Raw genomic sequence first — 19,252 nt, forward strand, 5'->3', positions numbered from 1 at the left:
TGTTTGAATGTTGATTGAATGAATAATGTCGGCGCGACTTGCTCTAGCTTGTAGCTTGTAGCTTGTAGCTTGTAGCTTGTAGCTTGTAGCTCGAAGCTCGCCGCCCCCGCCCAGGTAGCCCATGCCCGCACTCGACCATCCTCTGATCGATCCCTTTCTCGACGCCCTGTGGCTGGAAAAAGGCCTGTCCGACAACACGCGTGTGGCCTATCGCAGCGACCTCGTCCTGTTCAACGGGTGGTTGCAGACGCAGGGCGTCACGCTGGAAGCGGTAGGGCGCGAGCTGATCCTCGATCACCTGGCCTGGCGCGTGGACCAGGGCTACAAGCCACGCTCCACGGCGCGCTTCATCTCCGGGCTGCGGGGCTTCTTCCGCTACCTGCTGCGCGAGGGGCACGTGGCGGTCGATCCGACCCTGCTGGTGGACATGCCGCAACTGGGCAAGCCGCTGCCCAAGTCCCTCTCGGAGGCCGATGTCGAGGCGCTGTTGCAGGCCCCGGACCTGGGCGAGCCGATCGGCGAGCGTGACCGGGCCATGCTCGAGGTGCTGTATGCCTGTGGGCTGCGGGTGACCGAACTGGTGAGTCTGCGGCTCGACCAGATCAACTTGCGCCAGGGTGTATTGCGGGTGATGGGCAAGGGCAGCAAGGAGCGCCTGGTGCCGATGGGGGAGGAGGCGGTGGTCTGGGTCGAACGCTACCTGCGTGGCGGCCGTGCCGACCTGCTCAACGGGCGGCCGAGCGATGTGCTGTTTCCCAGTCAGCGTGGCGAACAGATGACCCGCCAGACCTTCTGGCACCGGATCAAGCACCATGCGCTCGTGGCGGGCATCGACAAGGGCCTGTCGCCGCATACCTTGCGTCATGCCTTCGCCACGCACCTGCTCAACCATGGCGCCGATCTGCGAGTGGTGCAGATGCTGCTGGGGCACAGTGACCTGTCGACCACGCAGATCTACACCCACGTGGCCAAGGCGCGGCTGCAGCAGCTGCACGCCGAGCACCACCCGCGTGGATGAGCCGCGCTCATGTTGCGCCACACGGCCCGTGACTGTCGGTCAGCAGCCTCGGGTTGTGGTAGGCTTGGGCGCTTTGTAGCCTGCGCTGTCGAGTCGCCCCGTGGCGTCCACCCGGCAGCTGCGCCGTCCTTGTCCGCCCCCAGGAGTTTTCATGCGCGTGACCCCGCTTTTCGCCGCCGCCACCCTGGCGCTGGCCAGCACGTTCGCCGTCGCGGCGAGCCCTGATCCGGCCGCCGAGCAGGCCATCCGCAAGACACTCAAGACCCTCGAGCTGGACGTGCCGGTGGAAAGCGTGTCGGCCAGTCCGGTCAGCGGTCTGTACGAAGTCCAGCTGCAGGGCGGTCGTGTCCTGTACGCCAGTGCCGATGGGCAGTTCGTCATGCAGGGCTACCTGTTCCAGGTCCAGGACGGCAAACCGGTCAACCTCACCGAGAAGACCGAGCGCACCGGCGTGGCCAAGCTGATCAACAGCATTCCCGTGGGTGAGATGGTGGTTTATCCTGCCCAGGGCAAAGCCAAGTCGCACATCACCGTCTTCACCGACACCACCTGCCCGTACTGCCACAAGCTGCACGCCGAAGTGCCCGAACTCAACCGTCGCGGTATCGAAGTGCGCTATGTCGCCTTCCCGCGCCAGGGGCCCGGCTCGGCGGGCGATGAGCAGTTGCAGGCAGTCTGGTGCTCCAGCGATCGCCGTGCGGCGCTGGACAAGCTGATCGACGGCAAGGACGTCAAGGCCGCCAGTTGCGCCAACCCGGTCGCCAAGCAGTTCCACCTCGGTCAGTCGATCGGCGTCAACGGGACGCCTGCGATCGTGCTGGAGAGCGGCCAGGTCATTCCGGGGTATCAGCCCGCGCCACAGCTGGCCAAGCTGATCCTGGGCGAAGCCAAGTAATCTAATCTGACGCCGTCGCCATGGGGAGACGGCTGTTTTCACGGTCGGCACGTCGTCGGCCGTTCATGGGGAGTTGACAGTGAAACCGGTCAAAGTAGGCATCTGTGGGTTGGGGACCGTCGGTGGCGGTACCTTCAATGTGCTTCAGCGCAACGCCGAGGAAATCGCCCGGCGGGCCGGCCGTGGCATCGAAGTGGCGCAGATCGCCATGCGTTCGCAGAACCCCAACTGTCAGATTGCCGGTACCCCCATTACCGCCGATGTGTTCGAGGTCGCGAGCAACCCCGAGATCGACATCGTCATCGAACTGATCGGCGGCTACACCCTGGCGCGCGATCTGGTGCTCAAGGCCATCGAGAACGGTAAGCACGTGGTCACCGCGAACAAGGCGCTGATCGCCGTGCATGGCAACGAGATCTTCGCCAAGGCCCGCGAGCAGGGCGTGATCGTCGCCTTCGAAGCGGCCGTGGCCGGTGGCATCCCGGTGATCAAGGCCATCCGCGAAGGCCTGTCGGCCAACCGGATCAACTGGCTGGCCGGCATCATCAACGGCACCGGCAACTTCATCCTCACCGAGATGCGCGACAAGGGCCGCACTTTCCCCGATGTGCTCGCCGAAGCGCAGGCCCTGGGCTATGCCGAGGCCGACCCGACCTTCGACGTCGAAGGCATCGATGCCGCCCACAAGCTGACCATCCTGGCGTCGATCGCCTTCGGTATCCCGTTGCAGTTCGACAAGGCGTACACCGAGGGCATCACCCAACTGACCACGGCCGACGTCAACTACGCCGAGGCACTGGGCTACCGCATCAAGCACCTGGGCGTGGCCCGCAGCACCGACAGCGGTATCGAGCTGCGCGTGCATCCGACCCTGATCCCGGCCGACCGCTTGATCGCCAACGTCAACGGCGTGATGAACGCGGTCATGGTCAACGGCGATGCCGCTGGTTCGAGCCTCTACTATGGCGCTGGCGCCGGCATGGAGCCGACCGCCTCGTCGGTGGTGGCCGACGTGGTCGACGTGGTCCGCGCCATGACCTCCGACCCGGAAAACCGCGTGCCGCACCTGGCCTTCCAGCCCGACGCGCTGTCGGCCCATCCGATCCTGCCGATCGAGGCCTGCGAGAGTGCCTATTACCTGCGCATCCAGGCCAAGGATCACCCCGGTGTGCTGGCCCAGGTCGCGAGCATCCTGTCCGAGCGTGGCATCAACATCGAGTCGATCATGCAGAAGGAAGCCGAGGAGCAGGATGGCCTGGTGCCGATGATCCTGGTCACCCACCGCGTCATCGAGCAGCGCATCAACGATGCCATCGTCGCGCTGGAAGACTTGCAGGACGTGGTCGGCAAGGTGGTCCGCATTCGCGTCGAGCAACTGGGCTGAGGGGGTGAACGGCGAGTGGCAAGCTGCAAGCTGCAAGCCGTAATCCTTCGCTTTCGAGACCCTAGAATTCATTACAGTCGCGTGGGGCGACAGAACGTAACGCTCAGCACCGCTAGACGAGCTTGAAGCTCGCCACTTGCAGCTTACGTCCCCGCCCCGCGCCCAGAGGTTTGCACACATGCGCTACATCAGCACTCGCGGCCAGGCGCCGGCCCTGAACTTCGAAGACGTCCTGCTGGCGGGCCTTGCCAGCGACGGCGGCCTTTACGTGCCGGAGAACCTGCCACGCTTCACCCAGGAAGAGATCGCGTCCTGGGCCGGTCTGCCGTACCACGAGCTGGCCTTCCGGGTGATGCGTCCGTTCGTCGAAGGCAGCATCGCCGATGCCGACTTCAAGCGGATCCTCGAAGAGACCTACGGCGAGTTCGCCCATGCTGCCGTGGCGCCGCTGCGTCAGCTCGACAGTAACGAATGGGTCATGGAGCTGTTCCACGGCCCGACCCTGGCGTTCAAGGACTTCGCCCTGCAACTGCTCGGTCGCCTGCTCGATCACGTGCTGCTCAAGCGCGGCGAGCGTGTGGTGATCGTCGGCGCCACCAGTGGCGACACCGGTTCGGCCGCCATCGAAGGCTGCCGCCGGTGCGACAACGTCGACATCTTCATCCTGCACCCGCACCAGCGCGTGTCGGAGGTGCAGCGTCGGCAGATGACCACCATCCTCGGCGAGAACATCCACAACATCGCCATCGAAGGCAACTTCGACGACTGCCAGGAGATGGTCAAGGCCAGCTTCGCCGACCAGTCCTTCCTCAAGGGCACCCGTCTGGTGGCGGTGAACTCGATCAACTGGGCGCGGATCATGGCCCAGATCGTCTACTACTTCCATGCTGCCCTGCAGCTGGGCGGGCCGGCGCGTTCGGTGGCCTTCTCGGTGCCGACCGGCAACTTCGGCGACATCTTCGCCGGTTACCTGGCGCGCAACATGGGGCTGCCGATCAGTCAGCTGGTGGTCGCCACCAACCGCAACGACATCCTGCACCGGTTCATGAGTGGCAACCGCTACGTCAAGGAAACCCTGCACGCCACCCTGTCGCCGTCGATGGACATCATGGTGTCGTCGAACTTCGAGCGCCTGCTGTTCGACCTGCACGGTCGCAGTGGCGCGGCGATCGCCGAGCTGATGGATCGCTTCCGCCAGGGCGGCGGCTTCACGGTGGAAGAAGACCGCTGGACCGAAGCCCGCAAGCTGTTCGACTCCCTCGCGGTCAGTGACGAGCAGACCTGCCAGACCATCGCCGAGGTCTTCGCCCGGACCGGCGAGGTGCTCGACCCGCACACGGCCATCGGCGTCAAGGCCGCCCGCGAGTGCCGTCGCAGCCTCGACACCCCGATGGTGATCCTGGGGACTGCCCATCCGGTCAAGTTCCCGGAAGCCGTGGAGCAGGCCGGCGTCGGCAAAGCCTTGGAGCTGCCAAGCCACCTGAGCGACCTGTTCAGCCGCGAAGAGCGTTGCACGGTCCTGCCCAACGACCTCAAGGCCGTCCAGGCCTTCGTGGCGCAGCATGGCAACCGCGGCAAGCCGCTTTAATCCAGCGGTTCGGGAACGGCGCCAGAAGGCGCCGTTTTCAGGTCGCCTCTAGGCTATTTCCCTACGTCCTTCAGTTATTTCCTACAGACCGCTCTAGAAGACCTTCCCTACAGTGGCCGGCCGTCGTGCCCGTCTACTGCAGGAGAAATGCATGGACCGTCTGAGCGTCCTGATTCATCAGCACAGCCCCTTCCACCAGATTCACCTGCACCAGGCCTTGAACGCCCAGGGCGTGTACGACGTCCGGGTGAGCGACGACCTGGCACTGGCCTGCACCTGGCTCAAGCGTGATCGCCCCTTCGACCTGCTGGTGGTGGACCATGGCGTTCGCCTGGCAGAAGGCACGCGGTTGCTCCAGCGCATGGCCCGCAGTCAGGGCGCGCGTGCTGTCCTGTTCGTCGGTCATCCGCGCGACGGCGAACGCGACCTGGCCCGCCAAGCGCAGGCGCTCGGCCTCTGGGTGCTGGGCGAACTGGACTGGCCCTTGTCGACCCTGGCCCTGGCGCGTCACCTGCAGCGGTTGCGGCGCAGCAGCCCGCGCCTGAGCAGGCGCTGTCAGCAAACGGTCATGACGACCTCGCATGCTCGCTGAACCAGGCCAGGCATGCGCGAACTTTCTCTGCCCTGGCACGGTCAGTCTTCCTACCTAACCAGAACAAGCGAGTGAGTCGGATGGAACGAATCTGCAAACTGCTCAATGAAGCCTTGACTCCCTATCACGCCACCCTCGGTGAAACCGATGCCCGTTCGATGCGTGACCTGTCGCTCTTCGACCGTCAAGGTCGCCTGGTGCTGCGGCGCGCCGTGACCCTCTCGCAACTGCAGGACCAGCGCCTGCTGGTAGACCTGGTGGATGGGTTGCACCGCGACTTGCAAATCGCCGAAGGACGTCTGCAGCCCTGTGTGATCGCTGCCCTGCAGCACTGCCAGCAGTCGGTGGGAACCTTCGCCTGAGGGCGCCGTCAGACAGGTAATGGCAGTCGTGCGGCGCTTTGCTCCGGTGTTGGCTGGCTGCCTCGGAAAGCTCCCAAGGGCTTTCGCTTGACCCCGGGCGTCTTCCCCAGCGCCCGGGGTTTCTTTTTTCCGGCGTTCATGTGGGCGTGTGGAACGTCCCCGCGATACTTTCCGTCCGCGCCCCGCTGTACTAGACCACCCCGCGTGCCCGCAGCCCTGCGATGGCTTCAGCGTCGAATCCCAGCCCCGCCAGCACCGTCTCGGTATGCTCGCCCAGCGCCGGCCCCACCCACTCGGTGCCGCCGGGCGTTTCCGACAGTTTCGGCACGATCCCCGGCATCCGGAATGGCGTGCCATCGGGCAGCTTGGCCTGAAGGAACATCTCGCGTGCCAGAAACTGCGGATCGCTGAACATGTCTTCGGCCGAGTAGATACGGCTGACCGGCACGCCCGCCGCATTGAGTACGCTCACGACCTCGTCCAGGGGCAACCCGCCTGCCCAGCGATCGATCACGCCGTACAGCTCATCGCGCCGCCGATCACGGCCATCGTTGCTCGCCAGCGCCGGGTCATCGGCCAGGTCGGCGCGATCGATGGCGCGCATGAAGCGCTGGAAGATCGCATCGCCGTTGGCGCCGATCTGCACGTGGCGGCCATCGGCGCAGGTGTGGATGGAGGAGGGGGTGATGCCGGGCATGATGTTGCCGGTGCGCTCGCGAATGAACCCGAACACGTCGAACTCCGGCACCATGCTCTCCATCATCGCGAAGATGGCCTCGTACAGCGCCACGTCCACCACCTGGCCCTGTCCACCGTTGACGTCGCGATGACGCAAGGCCATGAGCGCGCCGATCACGCCCCACAGCGCTGCAATGGAATCACCGATGGAAATGCCCGTGCGCACGGGCGGGCGGTCCTCGAAACCGGTGATGTAGCGCAGGCCACCCATGGATTCACCGACCGCGCCGAAGCCTGGCTGGTCCTTCATCGGACCGGTCTGGCCGAACCCCGACAACCGGACCATGACCAGGCGCGGGTTGAGCGCGTGCAGCACCTCCCAGCCCAGGCCGAGTTTCTCCAGCACCCCGGGGCGGAAGTTCTCGATCAGGATGTCGGCCTCGGCCAGCAACCGCTTGAGCACGTCCAGGCCCTCGGGGTGCTTGAGGTTGAGCGTCAGCGACTGCTTGTTGCGCGCCTGCACGAACCACCACAGGGACGTCCCCTCGTAGAGCTTGCGCCACTTGCGCAGCGGATCACCCCCGTCGGGCGATTCGATCTTCACGACCTCGGCACCGAACTCGGCACAGATGCGCGACGCGAAGGGGCCGGCGATCAAGGTGCCGAGTTCGACGACCTTGAGGCCGGCGAGGGGTTTGCTGGGCATAGTCATGACGCATCCATGGCGGTGGGAACAGGCGCCCGGTTTTACCACAGGCCCTCGTCGGGCCGATACCGCTGCGACCCACCTGGCAGCAGGATCAGGTAGACTGTGCGCCTTTTCTTGCAGAAGCCCGCGTCCATGGCCCAGCCGTCCACCACCTACAAGTTCGAACTCAACCTGACCGACCTCGACCGAGGTGTCTACGAAAGCGTTCGCCAGACCATCGCCCGCCATCCGTCCGAGACCGAAGAGCGGCTGGCCGTGCGCTTGCTGGCCTACGCGCTGTGGTACAACGAGCAACTGGCGTTCGGGCGCGGTCTGTCGGACGTCGACGAAGCCGCCTTGTGGGAGCGCAGCCTGGACGACCGCATCCTGCACTGGATCGAAGTCGGCCAGCCGGATGCCGAGCGCCTGACCTGGTGCTCGCGCCGCACCGAGCGCACCAGCCTGCTGGCCTATGGCAGCCTGCGCGTCTGGCAGGGCAAGGTGGTCGATGCGGTCAAGGGCTTGAAGAACCTGAACATCGCCGCCGTGCCGCAAGAGGTGCTGGAGGTCCTGGCCAAGGACATGCCGCGCACCATCAAGTGGGACGTGATGATCAGCGAAGGCACCGTGTTCGTCACCGACGACCGTGGCCAGCACGAAGTCCAGCTCGAGTGGCTGCTCGGCGAGCGCGGCTGATGTCCCCCGATTCCAACTGAAGATGGCCATGCGTATCGAACCCCGTCCACTGCCTGACACCCTGCCGTTCCTCGGGCCGCTGCCGCCCTTGCTCACACGCCTGTACGCCGCGCGTGGCGTGCAGTGCGAAGGCGAGCTGGACAAGAGCCTGGCGCGCCTGCTGCCGTACCAGCAGCTCAAGGGGATCGACAGGGCGGTCGAGCTACTGGTGCAGGCGATCGAGGCGGGCCAGCGCATCCTCATCGTCGGCGACTTCGATGCCGACGGCGCCACCGCCAGCACCGTCGGTGTGCTCGGGCTGCGCCTGCTCGGCGCTGCCCACGTCGATTACCTGGTGCCCAACCGCTTCGACTATGGCTACGGCTTGACCCCGGAGATCGTCGAGGTCGCCCTGCAGCGCCAGCCGGACCTGCTGCTGACCGTGGACAATGGCATCTCCAGTGTCGAGGGGGTCGCCGCCGCCAAGGCCGCTGGGCTGACGGTACTGGTCACCGACCACCACCTGCCGGGGCCGCAGTTGCCCGACGCCGATGCCATCGTCAACCCGAACCAGCCCGGCTGTCCGTTTCCGAGCAAGTCGCTGGCCGGCGTGGGGGTCATCTTCTACGTGCTGATGGCGCTGCGCGCGCGCCTGCGCAGCCTGGGCCGCTACGACGCCCAGCCACAGCCGAACATCGGCGAACTGCTGGACCTGGTGGCATTGGGCAGCGTGGCGGACGTGGTGCCGCTGGATGCCAACAACCGCATTCTGGTCCACCAGGGCCTCGAACGCATCCGTGCAGGGCGCGCCCGTCCCGGCATCAAGGCGATCCTCGAGGTCGCACGGCGCGAGCCTCAGCGCATCAGTTCCACGGACCTCGGCTTCATCCTCGGGCCTCGGCTCAACGCGGCCGGCCGCCTGGACGACATGAGCCTGGGGATCGAGTGCCTGCTGTGCGACGACCCGGACCTGGCACGCGACATGGCCGCCCAGCTGGACGACCTCAACCGCGACCGCAAGTCCATCGAGCAAGGCATGCAGCGCGAGGCGCTGGCGCAGCTCAAGGACCTGCCCATCGAGTCCATGCCCTACGGCCTGTGCCTGTTCGACGCCGACTGGCATCAGGGCGTGATCGGCATCCTGGCCTCGCGCCTGAAGGAGCGCTACCACCGCCCGACCATCGCCTTCGCCGATGCAGGCGACGGCATGCTCAAGGGCTCGGCGCGTTCGGTGCCAGGCTTTCACGTGCGCGATGCCCTGGATGCGGTGGCGGCCCGTCACCCGGCGCTGATCAGCAAGTTCGGCGGGCATGCGATGGCCGCCGGGCTGTCGCTGCCCGCCGAGCATTTCCCGGCGTTCGCCGAGGCCTTCGACGAGGAAGTGCGACGCCAGCTGCGCGAAGAGGACCTGACCGGCCGCCTGCTGTCGGACGGTACCCTGGCGGTGGAGGAGTTCCACCTGGAGCTGGCGCGCGCGTTGCGCCATGCCGGCCCCTGGGGCCAGCATTTTCCAGAACCGCTGTTCCACGGGGTGTTCCAGCTGGTCGAGCAACGCATCGTCGGCGAGCGTCATCTGAAGGTGGTGCTCAAGAGTGAATGCGGCAGCGTGCGTCTGGATGGGATCGCCTTTGGCGTCGATCTCGCCGTCTGGCCCGACCCTGCCGTGCGTTGGGTGGAAGTGGCCTACAAGCTGGACGTCAACGAGTTTCGCGGCCAGGAAAGCGTCCAGTTGCTGATCACGCACCTCGAACCGCGCTGAACCGGGTACGGCAAAACGGGTCTAGGCTCAGAGAAGCCGGCATGCGGCTTGCCCTCCACGGGTGAGCACGGCCGGTCCCCTTGCCGCCTTCGGAGGACCTTCCATGAGCCTGCTGCTCGAGCCGTACACCCTGCGCCAGCTGACCTTGCCCAACCGCATCGCGGTCTCGCCGATGTGCCAGTACTCCAGCGTCGATGGCCTGGCCAACGACTGGCACCTGGTCCACCTGGGCAGCCGCGCCGTCGGTGGCGCAGGGCTGGTCATGACCGAAGCCGTCGCGGTGACGCCGGACGGCCGCATCACCGCCGAAGACCTGGGGCTGTGGCACGACGAGCAGATCGCGCCGCTGCAGCGCATCACCCGCTTCATCGTCGCCCAAGGCTCGGTGCCAGCCATCCAGCTGGCCCATGCCGGGCGCAAGGCCAGTACCCATCGCCCCTGGTTGGGCAAGCACGGCAGCGTGTCGGTCGAGCAGGGCGGTTGGCAACCCGTCGGGCCCTCGCCGATCGCCTTCGACCCTGAGCACACCGCGCCCCTCGAGCTGAGCGAGGGGCAGATACAGGACATGGTGCAGGCCTTCGTGGCCTCGGCCCGCCGCGCCCTGACGGCGGGCTTCAAGGTGGTCGAGCTCCACGCCGCCCACGGCTACCTGCTGCACCAGTTCCTCTCGCCTCTGAGCAACCAGCGGCGCGACAGCTACGGCGGCAGCTTCGAGAACCGTATCCGCCTGACGCTGGAAGTGACCGAGGCCGTGCGTGAGGTCTGGCCTCAGGACCTGCCGCTGTTCGTGCGCGTTTCGGCCACCGACTGGGTCGAGGACGGCTGGAACCCGGAAGAAACCGTCGAACTGGCCCGGCGCCTGAAGGCCTTGGGTGTCGACCTGATCGACGTGTCCTCTGGCGGCACCTCGGCCAACGCCGAGATCCCGACCGGGCCAGGCTATCAAACGCGCTTCGCCGAGAAGGTGCGCAAGGAGTCGGGGCTGGCCACCGGCACGGTGGGCATGATCACCGAACCGGCCCAGGCCGAGCACATCCTGCGTACCGGGCAGGCGGACATGATCTTCCTGGCCCGGGAGCTGCTGCGCGATCCTTACTGGCCCCTGCATGCCGACGACGACCTGGGCGGCAAGCAGGCGGTCTGGCCGGCGCAATACCAGCGCGCCACCCACCGCGATCAACCGATTCACGAGTCGGACCTGCGCGACTGACGGCATGGCCCTGGGCCGCTCGTCGCGTGCCCAGGGTCGCGCCCTGGCCCAGGGTGCGGGGCAGACGGCTCTCGTAGCCCACGCAACATCCCGAAGCACAATCTTTTAAGCGCCCGTTAAGCCAAGGACTCTAATCTGCAAGCCATTCCCTTCAGGAGACTGCAGATGAACACCCGTGCCTTGCTCGAAAACCTGTTCAAATCCGGCCAATCGCTGCTTCAGGACCGCGCCTCGGGCAAAGGGGGCGGGCTGAGCGATCTGCTGGGCGCCGCCAAGGGCGCCACCCAGGGCGGGGGTGGGCTGGGCAGCCTGCTCGGGGGCGGCAAAGGCCAGTCGGGTGGGTTGGGTGGCCTGCTGTCGGGGGCCGGTGGCGGCGCCATGGCCGCCAGTGCCCTGGGCGTGCTGATGGGCAGCAAGAAGGCCCGCAAGTACGGCGGCAAGGCGCTCACCTATGGGGGGCTGGCCGCACTGGGCGTACTGGCCTACAAGGCGCTGGGCAACTGGCAGGCGCAGCAGGGCCAGGCCAACGCTGCCGAGCCGCAGACCATCGACCGGCTGCCGGCCGACCAGGCCGAGCAGCACAGCCAGGCCATCCTCACCGCCCTGGTGGCCGCGGCCAAGGCCGACGGGCATGTGGATGAGCAGGAGCGCGCAGCCATCGAAGGTGAGTTCGTCAAACTGGACAACGATCCAGAGATGAAACAGTGGTTGCATCAGCAGCTCGAGCGCCCCCTGGACCCGGCCGAGGTCGCGCGCGCGGCGCAGACACCGGAAATGGCTGCCGAGATGTACCTGGCCAGCGTCATGGTGGTGGATCAGGAAAGCTTCATGGAGCGCGCCTACCTCGACGAACTGGCCCGCCAGCTGAAGCTGGAGCCTGCCCTGCGCCAGGAGCTTGAAAGCCAGGCCAAGGCCGCTGCGGATGTCACGCCTGGCCCGTGATGCCTGACAGGGCAAGGACGCCCGTTCGCAATCAGATCAGCCGCAACGTGTAGGACGCGTGCGCTATACTTCGGCGATTTTTCCGCTCGTAGTATCGTTGAGGGCTGACCGTGAAGAACTGGACACTGCGCCACCGTATCCTGGCAAGCTTTGCCGTGATCATCGCCATCATGCTGCTGATGATCGTGGCGGCCTATTCCAGGCTGGTGGCCATCGAGGCCAGCGAAGAAGCCGTCGGCTCGGATAGCATTCCCGGCGTCTACTACAGCTCGATGATCCGCAGCGCCTGGGTCGACAGCTACGTCACCAGCCAGCAGCTGGTCGGCCTCAGCGGCCATCGCGAGATCACCTCGACGGACCTGGAGCTCTACAAGAACTTCGAGGACCGCCTCAAGCAGCACATGGCCAGCTACCAGGGCACCATCCGCACCCCGGACGACCAAGCCAGTTTCGACGTCTTCGTCAAGCTGGAGCAGGACTACATGACCCTGGTCAACCAAGTGCTGGCAGCCTATCGGCAGCGCAACTATGCCCAGGCCGAACGGCTGATCACCGACCAGTTGACGCCGGTCTGGATGGAAGGGCGCAAGCACCTCAATACCGTCATCGAGCGAAACCGTGAAGCCGCCGATCAGGCCAGCGATGCGATCGTGGTCGCCGTGGCCACGGCCAAAGGCAGCATGATCGTGTCCCTGGCCCTGGCGATCGTCGCCGCTGGCGTCTGCGGCCTGCTCTTGCTGCGCGCCATCACCACACCCATGCGCGCCATGGTCGAAGCCCTCGATCGCCTGCGCTCCGGGGATTTGAGCATGCGCCTGAACCTCGACCGCAAGGACGAGTTCGATGCCGTGCAGACCGGCTTCAACGAGATGGCCGAATCCCTGGCGGCCCTGGTGTCCCAGGCGCAGCGCTCGTCGGTGCAGGTGACCACCTCGGTCACCGAGATCGCCGCCACGTCGCGCCAGCAGCAGGCGACGGCCACCGAGACGGCCGCGACCACCACCGAGATCGGCGCGACCTCGCGGGAGATCGCCGCGACCTCCCGTGACCTGGTGCGCACCATGACCGAGGTGACCTCGGCAGCGGACCAGGCTTCGGTGCTGGCCGGTTCGGGCCAGCAGGGGCTGGCGCGCATGGAAGAGACCATGCACCAGGTGATGGGCGCCGCCGATCTGGTCAATGCCAAGCTGGCGATCCTCAACGAGAAGGCCGGCAACATCAACCAGGTCGTGGTGACCATCGTCAAGGTCGCCGACCAGACCAACCTGCTGTCGCTCAACGCCGCCATCGAGGCCGAGAAAGCCGGCGAGTATGGCCGCGGCTTCGCCGTGGTCGCCACCGAGGTGCGTCGCCTGGCCGACCAGACCGCCGTGGCCACCTACGACATCGAGCAGATGGTGCGCGAGATCCAGTCTGCGGTGTCGGCGGGGGTGATGGGCATGGACAAGTTCTCCGAAGAAGTGCGCCGAGGCATGTTCGAGGTGCAGCAGGTGGGCGAGCAGCTGACCCAGATCATTCATCAGGTGCAGGCGCTGGCCCCCCGGGTGCTGATGGTCAACGATGGCATGCAGGCCCAGGCCACGGGCGCCGAGCAGATCAACCAGGCGCTGGCCCAGCTCAGCGATGCCAGCACCCAGACCGTCGAATCCCTGCGCCAGGCCAGCTCGGCCATCGACGAGCTGAGCCAGGTCGCGGTGGGGCTGCGCGGCGGCGTGTCGCGCTTCAAGGTGTGAGCGCGGTGGACTTGCCGATGTCCGCACCTTCGTCATCGACGCATGCCAAGGGCACCCTGTATCTGCAGTTCACCCTGGGCGAGCAACGCTTTGCCGTGGACGTGCGCGAGGTGATCGAAGTGCTGCCCTGGCGTGCGCTCAAACCGATCGCCGAGGCGCCTGCCTGGGTCGTCGGCCTCCTGGCCCACCGAGGCCAGCTGATTCCGGTGCTCGACCTGTCGTCACGCAGTGTCGGTCGGCCAGCGCAACGCCGGACCAGCACCCGCCTGGTGCTGGTGCACTATCAGCCCGAGACGACTGCGGCACGCCAGCCATTGGGGCTGGTGCTCGAGCGGGCCACCGACACCGTGCGGCATCCTGCCGAAGCCTTCAGACCCTACGGGCTGGACACGGGCCAGGCACGTTACCTGGGGCCGGTGCTCGAGGATGCGCAAGGCCTGTTGCAGCGCATCGAGGTCGGGCAGTTGTTGCCCGATGATGTCCGCGCCGTGCTGTTCCCCGTGCCGGTCGAGACGAGGTCATCATGATCGAGCAGCGGTTCTTCGATTTTCTCCACCAGCGGATCGGGCTGGACGTCGCTTCGGTGGGCGAGACCATGGTGCAGCGCGCCCTGCGTCAGCGCTGCGACGCCCTTGGGCTGAACGGCCTGGATGACTATTGGCTGAGCCTGCAGCATTCGCCCCAGGAGCAGCAGGCCCTGATCGAAGCGGTCATCGTTCCGGAAACCTGGTTCTTCCGCTACCCCGAGTCGTTCGGCGCGTTGGCGACACTGGCCCGCACACGGCTGGCCGCGCTCCACGACAGCCGCCCCCTGCGCATCCTGAGTCTGCCCTGTTCCACGGGCGAGGAACCGTATTCCATCGCCATGGCCCTGCTCGATGCCGGCGTGCCGGGCAGCGCCTTCAGGGTCGACGCGATGGACATCAGCCCGGACTCGATCGCCAAGGCCGAACGCGGTGTCTACGGGCGCAATGCCTTTCGCGGCACCGACCTGGGGTTTCGCGAGCGCTACTTCCACGTGGAGGCCGACGGCCACCGGCTCGACGAGCGGGTCCGCCGTCAGGTCGACCTGCGCGCTGGCAATCTGCTCGACCCGCGGCTCGAAGCCCGTGCCGGGCATTACGATTTCGTGTTCTGCCGCAATCTGCTGATCTATTTCGACACCCCGACCCAGCAGCGCGCCTTCGAGGTGCTGACGTTGATGACGCATGCCGACGGCGTGCTGTTCATCGGGCCTGCCGAAGGGAGCCTGCTGGCGCGCCTGGGCATGCGTCCGTTGGGCGTCCCGCAGTCGTTCGCCTACGTCCGCCAGGCGCCGCCGCCGACGCCCCGTGCGCCCGCGAGCAGGCCTCGAGCGTTTTCCCCACCCCCGATGCCTCGGCCCTTGCCTGCACCGCCACGGCCACTGCGCCAGGTGGCCTCGGCACCCGCGCCGGTGGCCGCCCCGATTCGCCGCGACAGCGAAGCCGAACTGCTCGCCCAGATTCGCGCCCAGGCCAATGCCGGGGCCAGCGACGAGGCGCGGCGTACCTGCCAGCGCTACCTGCAGCAGTTTGAACCGCGCGCGCAGGTGTTCTACTGGCTGGGTCTGCTCAGCGATACCGCCGGCGATGCCCAGCAGGCCCAGCAGCTGTACCGCAAGGCGCTGTATCTGGAGCCTCAACATGCCGAGGCCCTGGCGCAACTGGCCGCGCTGCTGACGGCCAACGGCGATGCGCCCGGTGCACAGCGTCTGCTGGCCCGGGCGGCACGTGCACGCGGGGAGGTTGAATGATGGACGCGCCACGCATCCCCCTGATCGCCGAGGACGCTGACCGTATCGACGACTGCTGGAATCGCATCGGTGTGCAAGGCGATCGCAGCTGCGCGCGGCTGGTCGAGCACGTGCACTGTCGCAACTGCGAGGTCCATGCCGAGGCGGCGACACGCCTGCTTGACCGGTATGCGCTGGTTCGTCAGGCGGCAGAGGCGGAGCAGGCGACGGTGCCGGTCTCGTCGGCATCTGCCGAAGGGCGTCCGCTGTTGCTGTTCCGTCTGGGGCAGGAATGGCTGGCCCTGCCTACGGCCTGCCTGGTCGAGATCGCTCCGATGCAGACCATTCATTCCTTGCCCCATCAACGCTCGCAGGCCTTGCAGGGCGTGGCCAACGTGCGCGGTGCCCTGGTGCCGTGCCTGTCGTTGGTCGCGCTGTTGCAGATCGACCCTGGGACATCGCCAGCAGCGACCCGGCGCTGCGTGCCGCGCATGCTGACGTTGACCACGCCCCAGGGGCCGGTGGTGTTGGCCGTGGATGAAGTCGAGGGCATTCATCGCCTGGCGATCGATGTACAGGCGAACGAGGGGCAGGCCGCGCCCTTCACGGCGGCGCTGTTGCACTGGCGTGAGCGCACCGTGCGCGTGCTCGATCAACAGCAGGTGGTGGCCGCCGTGAACCGGAGCCTGTCATGACCCCCGAACAGATGCGCGATGCCTCGCTGCTGGAACTGTTCGCCCTCGAAGCCGAGGCCCAGACGCAGGTGCTCAATGTCGGCCTGCTGTCGTTGGAGCGCGATCCCCGGCAGGCCGATCAGCTGGAGGCGTGCATGCGTGCGGCGCACTCGCTCAAGGGGGCGGCGCGTATCGTCGGCCTCGATGCCGGCGTGCAGGTCGCCCATGTCATGGAGGATTGCCTGGTCGCCGCCCAGCAGGGGCAGTTGCGCCTGCGTGCCGAACACATCGATGCGCTGCTGCAAGGTACCGACCTGCTGATGCGCATCGCCACGCCGAGCGATACCCAGGCCCGTGACGCCGTGCCGGGGTTCCTGGCGCGTATCGCTGGGCTGCTGGCTTCGCCTGCTGCGCCGGAGCGCACGTTCGAGCCGCCTGCGCCCGTGCCTGAAGCCTCGCCGTCACCCGCACCGTCGATCCCGTCGCCTGCCGTGGCAGAGCCGACTATCCCCGAGCCGGCCAGGCGTGCCGGGGAGGGCGCCGAGCGGGTGCTGCGGGTCACTGCCGACCGGCTCGACAGCCTGCTGGACCTGTCCAGCAAGGCACTGGTCGAGACGCAGCGGCTCAAGCCCTTGCTGACCACCTTGCAGCGCCTCAGGCGCCTGCACGACCAGGGCATGCGCGCGCTCGACGACCTGCGCACCCAGATCGAAGGCAAGCCCCACGATGTCGAGGTCATCGATGCGCTGGCGCAGACCCAGCGCCTGCTGGTCCAGACCCGTGAAGTGCTGCAGCAGCAGGCCGCCGAGCTGGACGAGTTCGGCTGGCAGGCCGGCCAGCGTGCGCAATCGCTCTACGACACTGCGCTGGCCTGCCGCATGCGCCCGATCGCCGATGTGTTGACCGGGCAGGGCCGCATGGTGCGTGACCTGGGACGATCGCTGGGCAAGCAGGCCCGGCTGCACATCGAGGGCGACAAGACCCAGGTCGACCGCGACGTGCTGGAAAAGCTCGACGCGCCCTTGACCCACCTGCTGCGCAACGCGGTGGACCATGGGCTGGAACTTCCGGCGCAACGGGTACTGGCTGGCAAGCCCGAGCGCGGCACGATTCGCCTGCGTGCCTCGCATCAGGCCGGCCTGCTGGTGCTCGAGCTGAGCGACGACGGTGCCGGGGTCGATCTGCGGGCCTTGAGCCGCAGCATCGTCCAGCGCGGCCTGTCCCCGGCCGAGACCGTGGCCGAAATGAGTGAAGAGGAGCTGCTCAGCTTCCTGTTCCTGCCAGGCTTCAGCCTGCGCGACACGGTGACCGAGGTGTCCGGGCGGGGCGTAGGGTTGGATGCGGTGCAGCACATGGTGCGCGAGCTGCATGGGGCCATTCGCCTGACCCAGGTGGCTGGCCAGGGCTGTCGTTTCCACCTCGAAGTGCCGCTGACCCTGTCGGTGGTGCGCAGCCTGGTGGTCGAGGTCAGCGGCGAGGCTTATGCCTTCCCCTTGGCGCACATCGAGCGCACGGTGCGGGTGGCGAGCACGTCGGTGGTGCAGGCCGAAGGGCGCCAGCATTTCTGGTACGAGGGGCAACTGGTCGGCCTGGTCGCCGCCAGTCAGCTGCTCGACCGGCCTCGGGACACCGGGCAGGCGTCCGACATGGCCGTGGTGATCATCCGCGAGCAGACGCGCCTGTACGGCGTGGCGGTCGACCGTCTGCTCGGCGAGCGCGTGCTGGTGGTGATGCCGCTCGATCCACGGCTGGGCAAGGTGCAGGACATTTCGGCCGGTGCCTTGCTGGACGACGGTCGCGTGGTCCTGATCGTGGATGTCGAGGACCTGCTGCGTTCGGTGGACAAGCTGCTCGGCACCGGACGCCTGGAGCGCATCGAGCCCGGCGCCGGTACCGTGGCAGGGCTGCCACGCAAGCGCATCCTGGTGGTGGACGACTCGCTCACCGTGCGCGAGCTGCAGCGCAAGCTGCTGACCCACCGAGGCTACGACGTGGCCGTGGCGGTGGATGGCATGGATGGCTGGAATGCCCTGCGTGGCGAGGCCTTCGACCTGCTGATCACCGACATCGACATGCCGCGCATGGACGGTATCGAGCTGGTGACGTTGGTACGCCGTGACCAGCGGTTGCAGTCGTTGCCGGTCATGGTGGTGTCCTACAAGGATCGTGAAGAAGACCGACGGCGTGGTCTGGACGCCGGGGCCGACTATTATCTGGCCAAGGCCAGCTTCCATGACGACGCGTTGTTGGATGCCGTGGTCGATTTGATCGGAGTGGCGCAAGGATGAAGATTGCTCTTGTCAACGACATGCCCATGGCGCTGGAAGCCCTGCGCCGCGCCTTGGCGTTCGAGCCGGCCCATCAGGTGATCTGGGTGGCCAGCAACGGTGCCGAAGCCGTCCGGCGCTGCACCGAGCAGACGCCGGACCTGATCCTGATGGACCTGATCATGCCGGTGATGGACGGTGTGGAGGCCACGCGCCAGATCATGGCCACAACCCCTTGCGCCATCGTCATCGTCACCGTCGATCGCAAGCAGAACGTGCACCGGGTCTTCGAGGCCATGGGGCACGGCGCGCTGGACGTGGTGGACACCCCGGCACTGGGTGCAGGCGATCCGCGCGAGGCGGCGGCACCCTTGTTGCGCAAGATCTTCAACATCGGCTGGCTGATCGGCCAGCAGCGCAGCGAGACAGTACGCAGCCTGCCGGCTGCCCCGCGGCCCACCGTGCAACGGCAGAAATTGGTGGCCATCGGCTCGTCCGCCGGTGGACCCGCCGCGCTGGAAGTCATCCTGCGGGCACTGCCCAGAAATTTTCCTGCGGCCATCGTGCTGGTGCAGCATGTCGACCAGGTCTTCGCCGGTGGCATGGCCGACTGGCTGAACAGTGTGTCCACCTTGCCCGTGCGTCTGGCCCGCGAAGGCGAGACCCCGCAGCCGGGCCAGGTACTGCTGGCTGGCACCAATCACCATCTGCGCTTGCTCAGTAGTGGCATTTTGGCTTATACAGCCGACCCAGTGGACGAGATCTATCGACCTTCCATCGATGTGTTCTTTGACAGCGTTGCGCGGTTCTGGACCGGGGACGCGGTTGGGGTCTTGCTCACCGGCATGGGGCGCGATGGCGCTCAGGGGTTGAAGGCCATGCGCCAACACGACTTTCTGACCATTGCCCAGGACCAGCACAGCAGTGCAGTGTATGGCATGCCCAAGGCTGCCGCGGCCATCGACGCCGCGGTGGAAATTCGCCCATTGGACGGCATCGCTCAACGTTTGACGGACAGTTTCCCGACATGAAAA

The 19,252-nt window shown here is 66.7% G+C and carries 17 protein-coding genes; 16 read left to right on the forward strand and 1 reads right to left on the reverse strand.

Annotation, left to right across the window (positions count from 1 at the left end; translation table 11 throughout):
• Positions 1-121 precede the first annotated feature (121 nt).
• The 6 genes from APT63_04660 (at position 122) to APT63_04685 (ending at position 5,839) form a co-directional block, all read left to right on the forward strand.
• Complete coding sequence (locus tag APT63_04660) at positions 122-1,018, forward strand: recombinase XerD (GenBank protein AMA44967.1); 897 nt, start codon at positions 122-124, stop codon at positions 1,016-1,018.
• Positions 1,019-1,169: 151 nt separating this feature from the next.
• Positions 1,170-1,913: a protein-disulfide isomerase gene (locus tag APT63_04665; protein AMA44968.1), complete on the forward strand. Its 744-nt coding sequence runs from the start codon at positions 1,170-1,172 to the stop codon at positions 1,911-1,913.
• Positions 1,914-1,992: 79 nt separating this feature from the next.
• Positions 1,993-3,297, forward strand: a complete 1,305-nt coding sequence (locus APT63_04670) for a homoserine dehydrogenase (GenBank protein ID AMA44969.1) — start codon at positions 1,993-1,995, stop codon at positions 3,295-3,297.
• A 178-nt stretch (positions 3,298-3,475) separates the two neighbouring features.
• Positions 3,476-4,885, forward strand: coding sequence for a threonine synthase (locus tag APT63_04675; GenBank protein ID AMA44970.1), 1,410 nt, complete (start codon positions 3,476-3,478; stop codon positions 4,883-4,885).
• 151 nt (positions 4,886-5,036) lie between these two features.
• Positions 5,037-5,477, forward strand: coding sequence for a hypothetical protein (locus tag APT63_04680; protein ID AMA44971.1), 441 nt, complete (start codon positions 5,037-5,039; stop codon positions 5,475-5,477).
• An 80-nt stretch (positions 5,478-5,557) separates the two neighbouring features.
• Complete coding sequence (locus APT63_04685) at positions 5,558-5,839, forward strand: hypothetical protein (GenBank protein AMA44972.1); 282 nt, start codon at positions 5,558-5,560, stop codon at positions 5,837-5,839.
• A gap of 190 nt (positions 5,840-6,029) precedes the next feature.
• Here APT63_04685 and APT63_04690 read toward each other — a convergent pair whose 3' ends face one another.
• Positions 6,030-7,229, reverse strand: coding sequence for a CoA-transferase (locus APT63_04690; protein ID AMA44973.1), 1,200 nt, complete (start codon positions 7,227-7,229; stop codon positions 6,030-6,032).
• Between the two features lie 129 nt (positions 7,230-7,358).
• Between APT63_04690 and APT63_04695 the strand changes: the two genes are divergently transcribed.
• The 10 genes from APT63_04695 (at position 7,359) to APT63_04740 (ending at position 19,249) form a co-directional block, all read left to right on the forward strand.
• Entirely contained in the window at positions 7,359-7,901 is a 543-nt protein-coding gene (locus APT63_04695) for a hypothetical protein (protein AMA44974.1), read from the forward strand.
• Between the two features lie 28 nt (positions 7,902-7,929).
• Positions 7,930-9,639 (forward strand): single-stranded-DNA-specific exonuclease RecJ, encoded by a 1,710-nt coding sequence (locus tag APT63_04700; protein AMA44975.1) that lies wholly within the window; start codon positions 7,930-7,932, stop codon positions 9,637-9,639.
• Positions 9,640-9,742: 103 nt separating this feature from the next.
• Positions 9,743-10,849, forward strand: a complete 1,107-nt coding sequence (locus APT63_04705) for an oxidoreductase (GenBank protein AMA44976.1) — start codon at positions 9,743-9,745, stop codon at positions 10,847-10,849.
• A gap of 165 nt (positions 10,850-11,014) precedes the next feature.
• Entirely contained in the window at positions 11,015-11,791 is a 777-nt protein-coding gene (locus tag APT63_04710) for a hypothetical protein (GenBank protein ID AMA44977.1), read from the forward strand.
• 110 nt (positions 11,792-11,901) lie between these two features.
• A complete protein-coding gene (locus APT63_04715; GenBank protein ID AMA44978.1) occupies positions 11,902-13,524 on the forward strand; it encodes a chemotaxis protein in 1,623 nt (540 codons plus the stop codon).
• A 17-nt stretch (positions 13,525-13,541) separates the two neighbouring features.
• Positions 13,542-14,051 (forward strand): chemotaxis protein CheW, encoded by a 510-nt coding sequence (locus tag APT63_04720; protein ID AMA44979.1) that lies wholly within the window; start codon positions 13,542-13,544, stop codon positions 14,049-14,051.
• Positions 14,048-15,298 (forward strand): chemotaxis protein CheR, encoded by a 1,251-nt coding sequence (locus APT63_04725; GenBank protein AMA44980.1) that lies wholly within the window; start codon positions 14,048-14,050, stop codon positions 15,296-15,298. Before APT63_04720 ends, APT63_04725 begins: the two co-directional genes overlap by 4 nt.
• Positions 15,295-15,972 (forward strand): chemotaxis protein CheW, encoded by a 678-nt coding sequence (locus APT63_04730; GenBank protein ID AMA44981.1) that lies wholly within the window; start codon positions 15,295-15,297, stop codon positions 15,970-15,972. The genes APT63_04725 and APT63_04730 overlap by 4 nt, the downstream gene beginning before the upstream one ends.
• Positions 15,969-18,239 (forward strand): hybrid sensor histidine kinase/response regulator, encoded by a 2,271-nt coding sequence (locus tag APT63_04735; GenBank protein AMA44982.1) that lies wholly within the window; start codon positions 15,969-15,971, stop codon positions 18,237-18,239. The genes APT63_04730 and APT63_04735 overlap by 4 nt, the downstream gene beginning before the upstream one ends.
• A complete protein-coding gene (locus APT63_04740; GenBank protein ID AMA44983.1) occupies positions 18,236-19,249 on the forward strand; it encodes a chemotaxis response regulator protein-glutamate methylesterase in 1,014 nt (337 codons plus the stop codon). Before APT63_04735 ends, APT63_04740 begins: the two co-directional genes overlap by 4 nt.
• Positions 19,250-19,252 lie beyond the last annotated feature (3 nt).

This window comes from Pseudomonas monteilii, assembly GCA_001534745.1.
Classification (GTDB): domain Bacteria; phylum Pseudomonadota; class Gammaproteobacteria; order Pseudomonadales; family Pseudomonadaceae; genus Aquipseudomonas; species Aquipseudomonas alabamensis.

Coding starts and splice junctions, on each gene's coding strand:
- APT63_04665 (AMA44968.1), top strand. CDS start 1,170: ATGCGCGTGACCCCGCTTTTCGCCGCCGCCACCCTGGCGCTGGCCAGC.
- APT63_04695 (AMA44974.1), top strand. CDS start 7,359: ATGGCCCAGCCGTCCACCACCTACAAGTTCGAACTCAACCTGACCGAC.
- APT63_04720 (AMA44979.1), top strand. CDS start 13,542: ATGTCCGCACCTTCGTCATCGACGCATGCCAAGGGCACCCTGTATCTG.
- APT63_04740 (AMA44983.1), top strand. CDS start 18,236: ATGAAGATTGCTCTTGTCAACGACATGCCCATGGCGCTGGAAGCCCTG.
- APT63_04705 (AMA44976.1), top strand. CDS start 9,743: ATGAGCCTGCTGCTCGAGCCGTACACCCTGCGCCAGCTGACCTTGCCC.
- APT63_04735 (AMA44982.1), top strand. CDS start 15,969: ATGACCCCCGAACAGATGCGCGATGCCTCGCTGCTGGAACTGTTCGCC.
- APT63_04680 (AMA44971.1), top strand. CDS start 5,037: ATGGACCGTCTGAGCGTCCTGATTCATCAGCACAGCCCCTTCCACCAG.
- APT63_04685 (AMA44972.1), top strand. CDS start 5,558: ATGGAACGAATCTGCAAACTGCTCAATGAAGCCTTGACTCCCTATCAC.
- APT63_04660 (AMA44967.1), top strand. CDS start 122: ATGCCCGCACTCGACCATCCTCTGATCGATCCCTTTCTCGACGCCCTG.
- APT63_04700 (AMA44975.1), top strand. CDS start 7,930: ATGCGTATCGAACCCCGTCCACTGCCTGACACCCTGCCGTTCCTCGGG.
- APT63_04690 (AMA44973.1), bottom strand. CDS start 7,229: ATGACTATGCCCAGCAAACCCCTCGCCGGCCTCAAGGTCGTCGAACTC.
- APT63_04710 (AMA44977.1), top strand. CDS start 11,015: ATGAACACCCGTGCCTTGCTCGAAAACCTGTTCAAATCCGGCCAATCG.
- APT63_04725 (AMA44980.1), top strand. CDS start 14,048: ATGATCGAGCAGCGGTTCTTCGATTTTCTCCACCAGCGGATCGGGCTG.
- APT63_04730 (AMA44981.1), top strand. CDS start 15,295: ATGATGGACGCGCCACGCATCCCCCTGATCGCCGAGGACGCTGACCGT.
- APT63_04675 (AMA44970.1), top strand. CDS start 3,476: ATGCGCTACATCAGCACTCGCGGCCAGGCGCCGGCCCTGAACTTCGAA.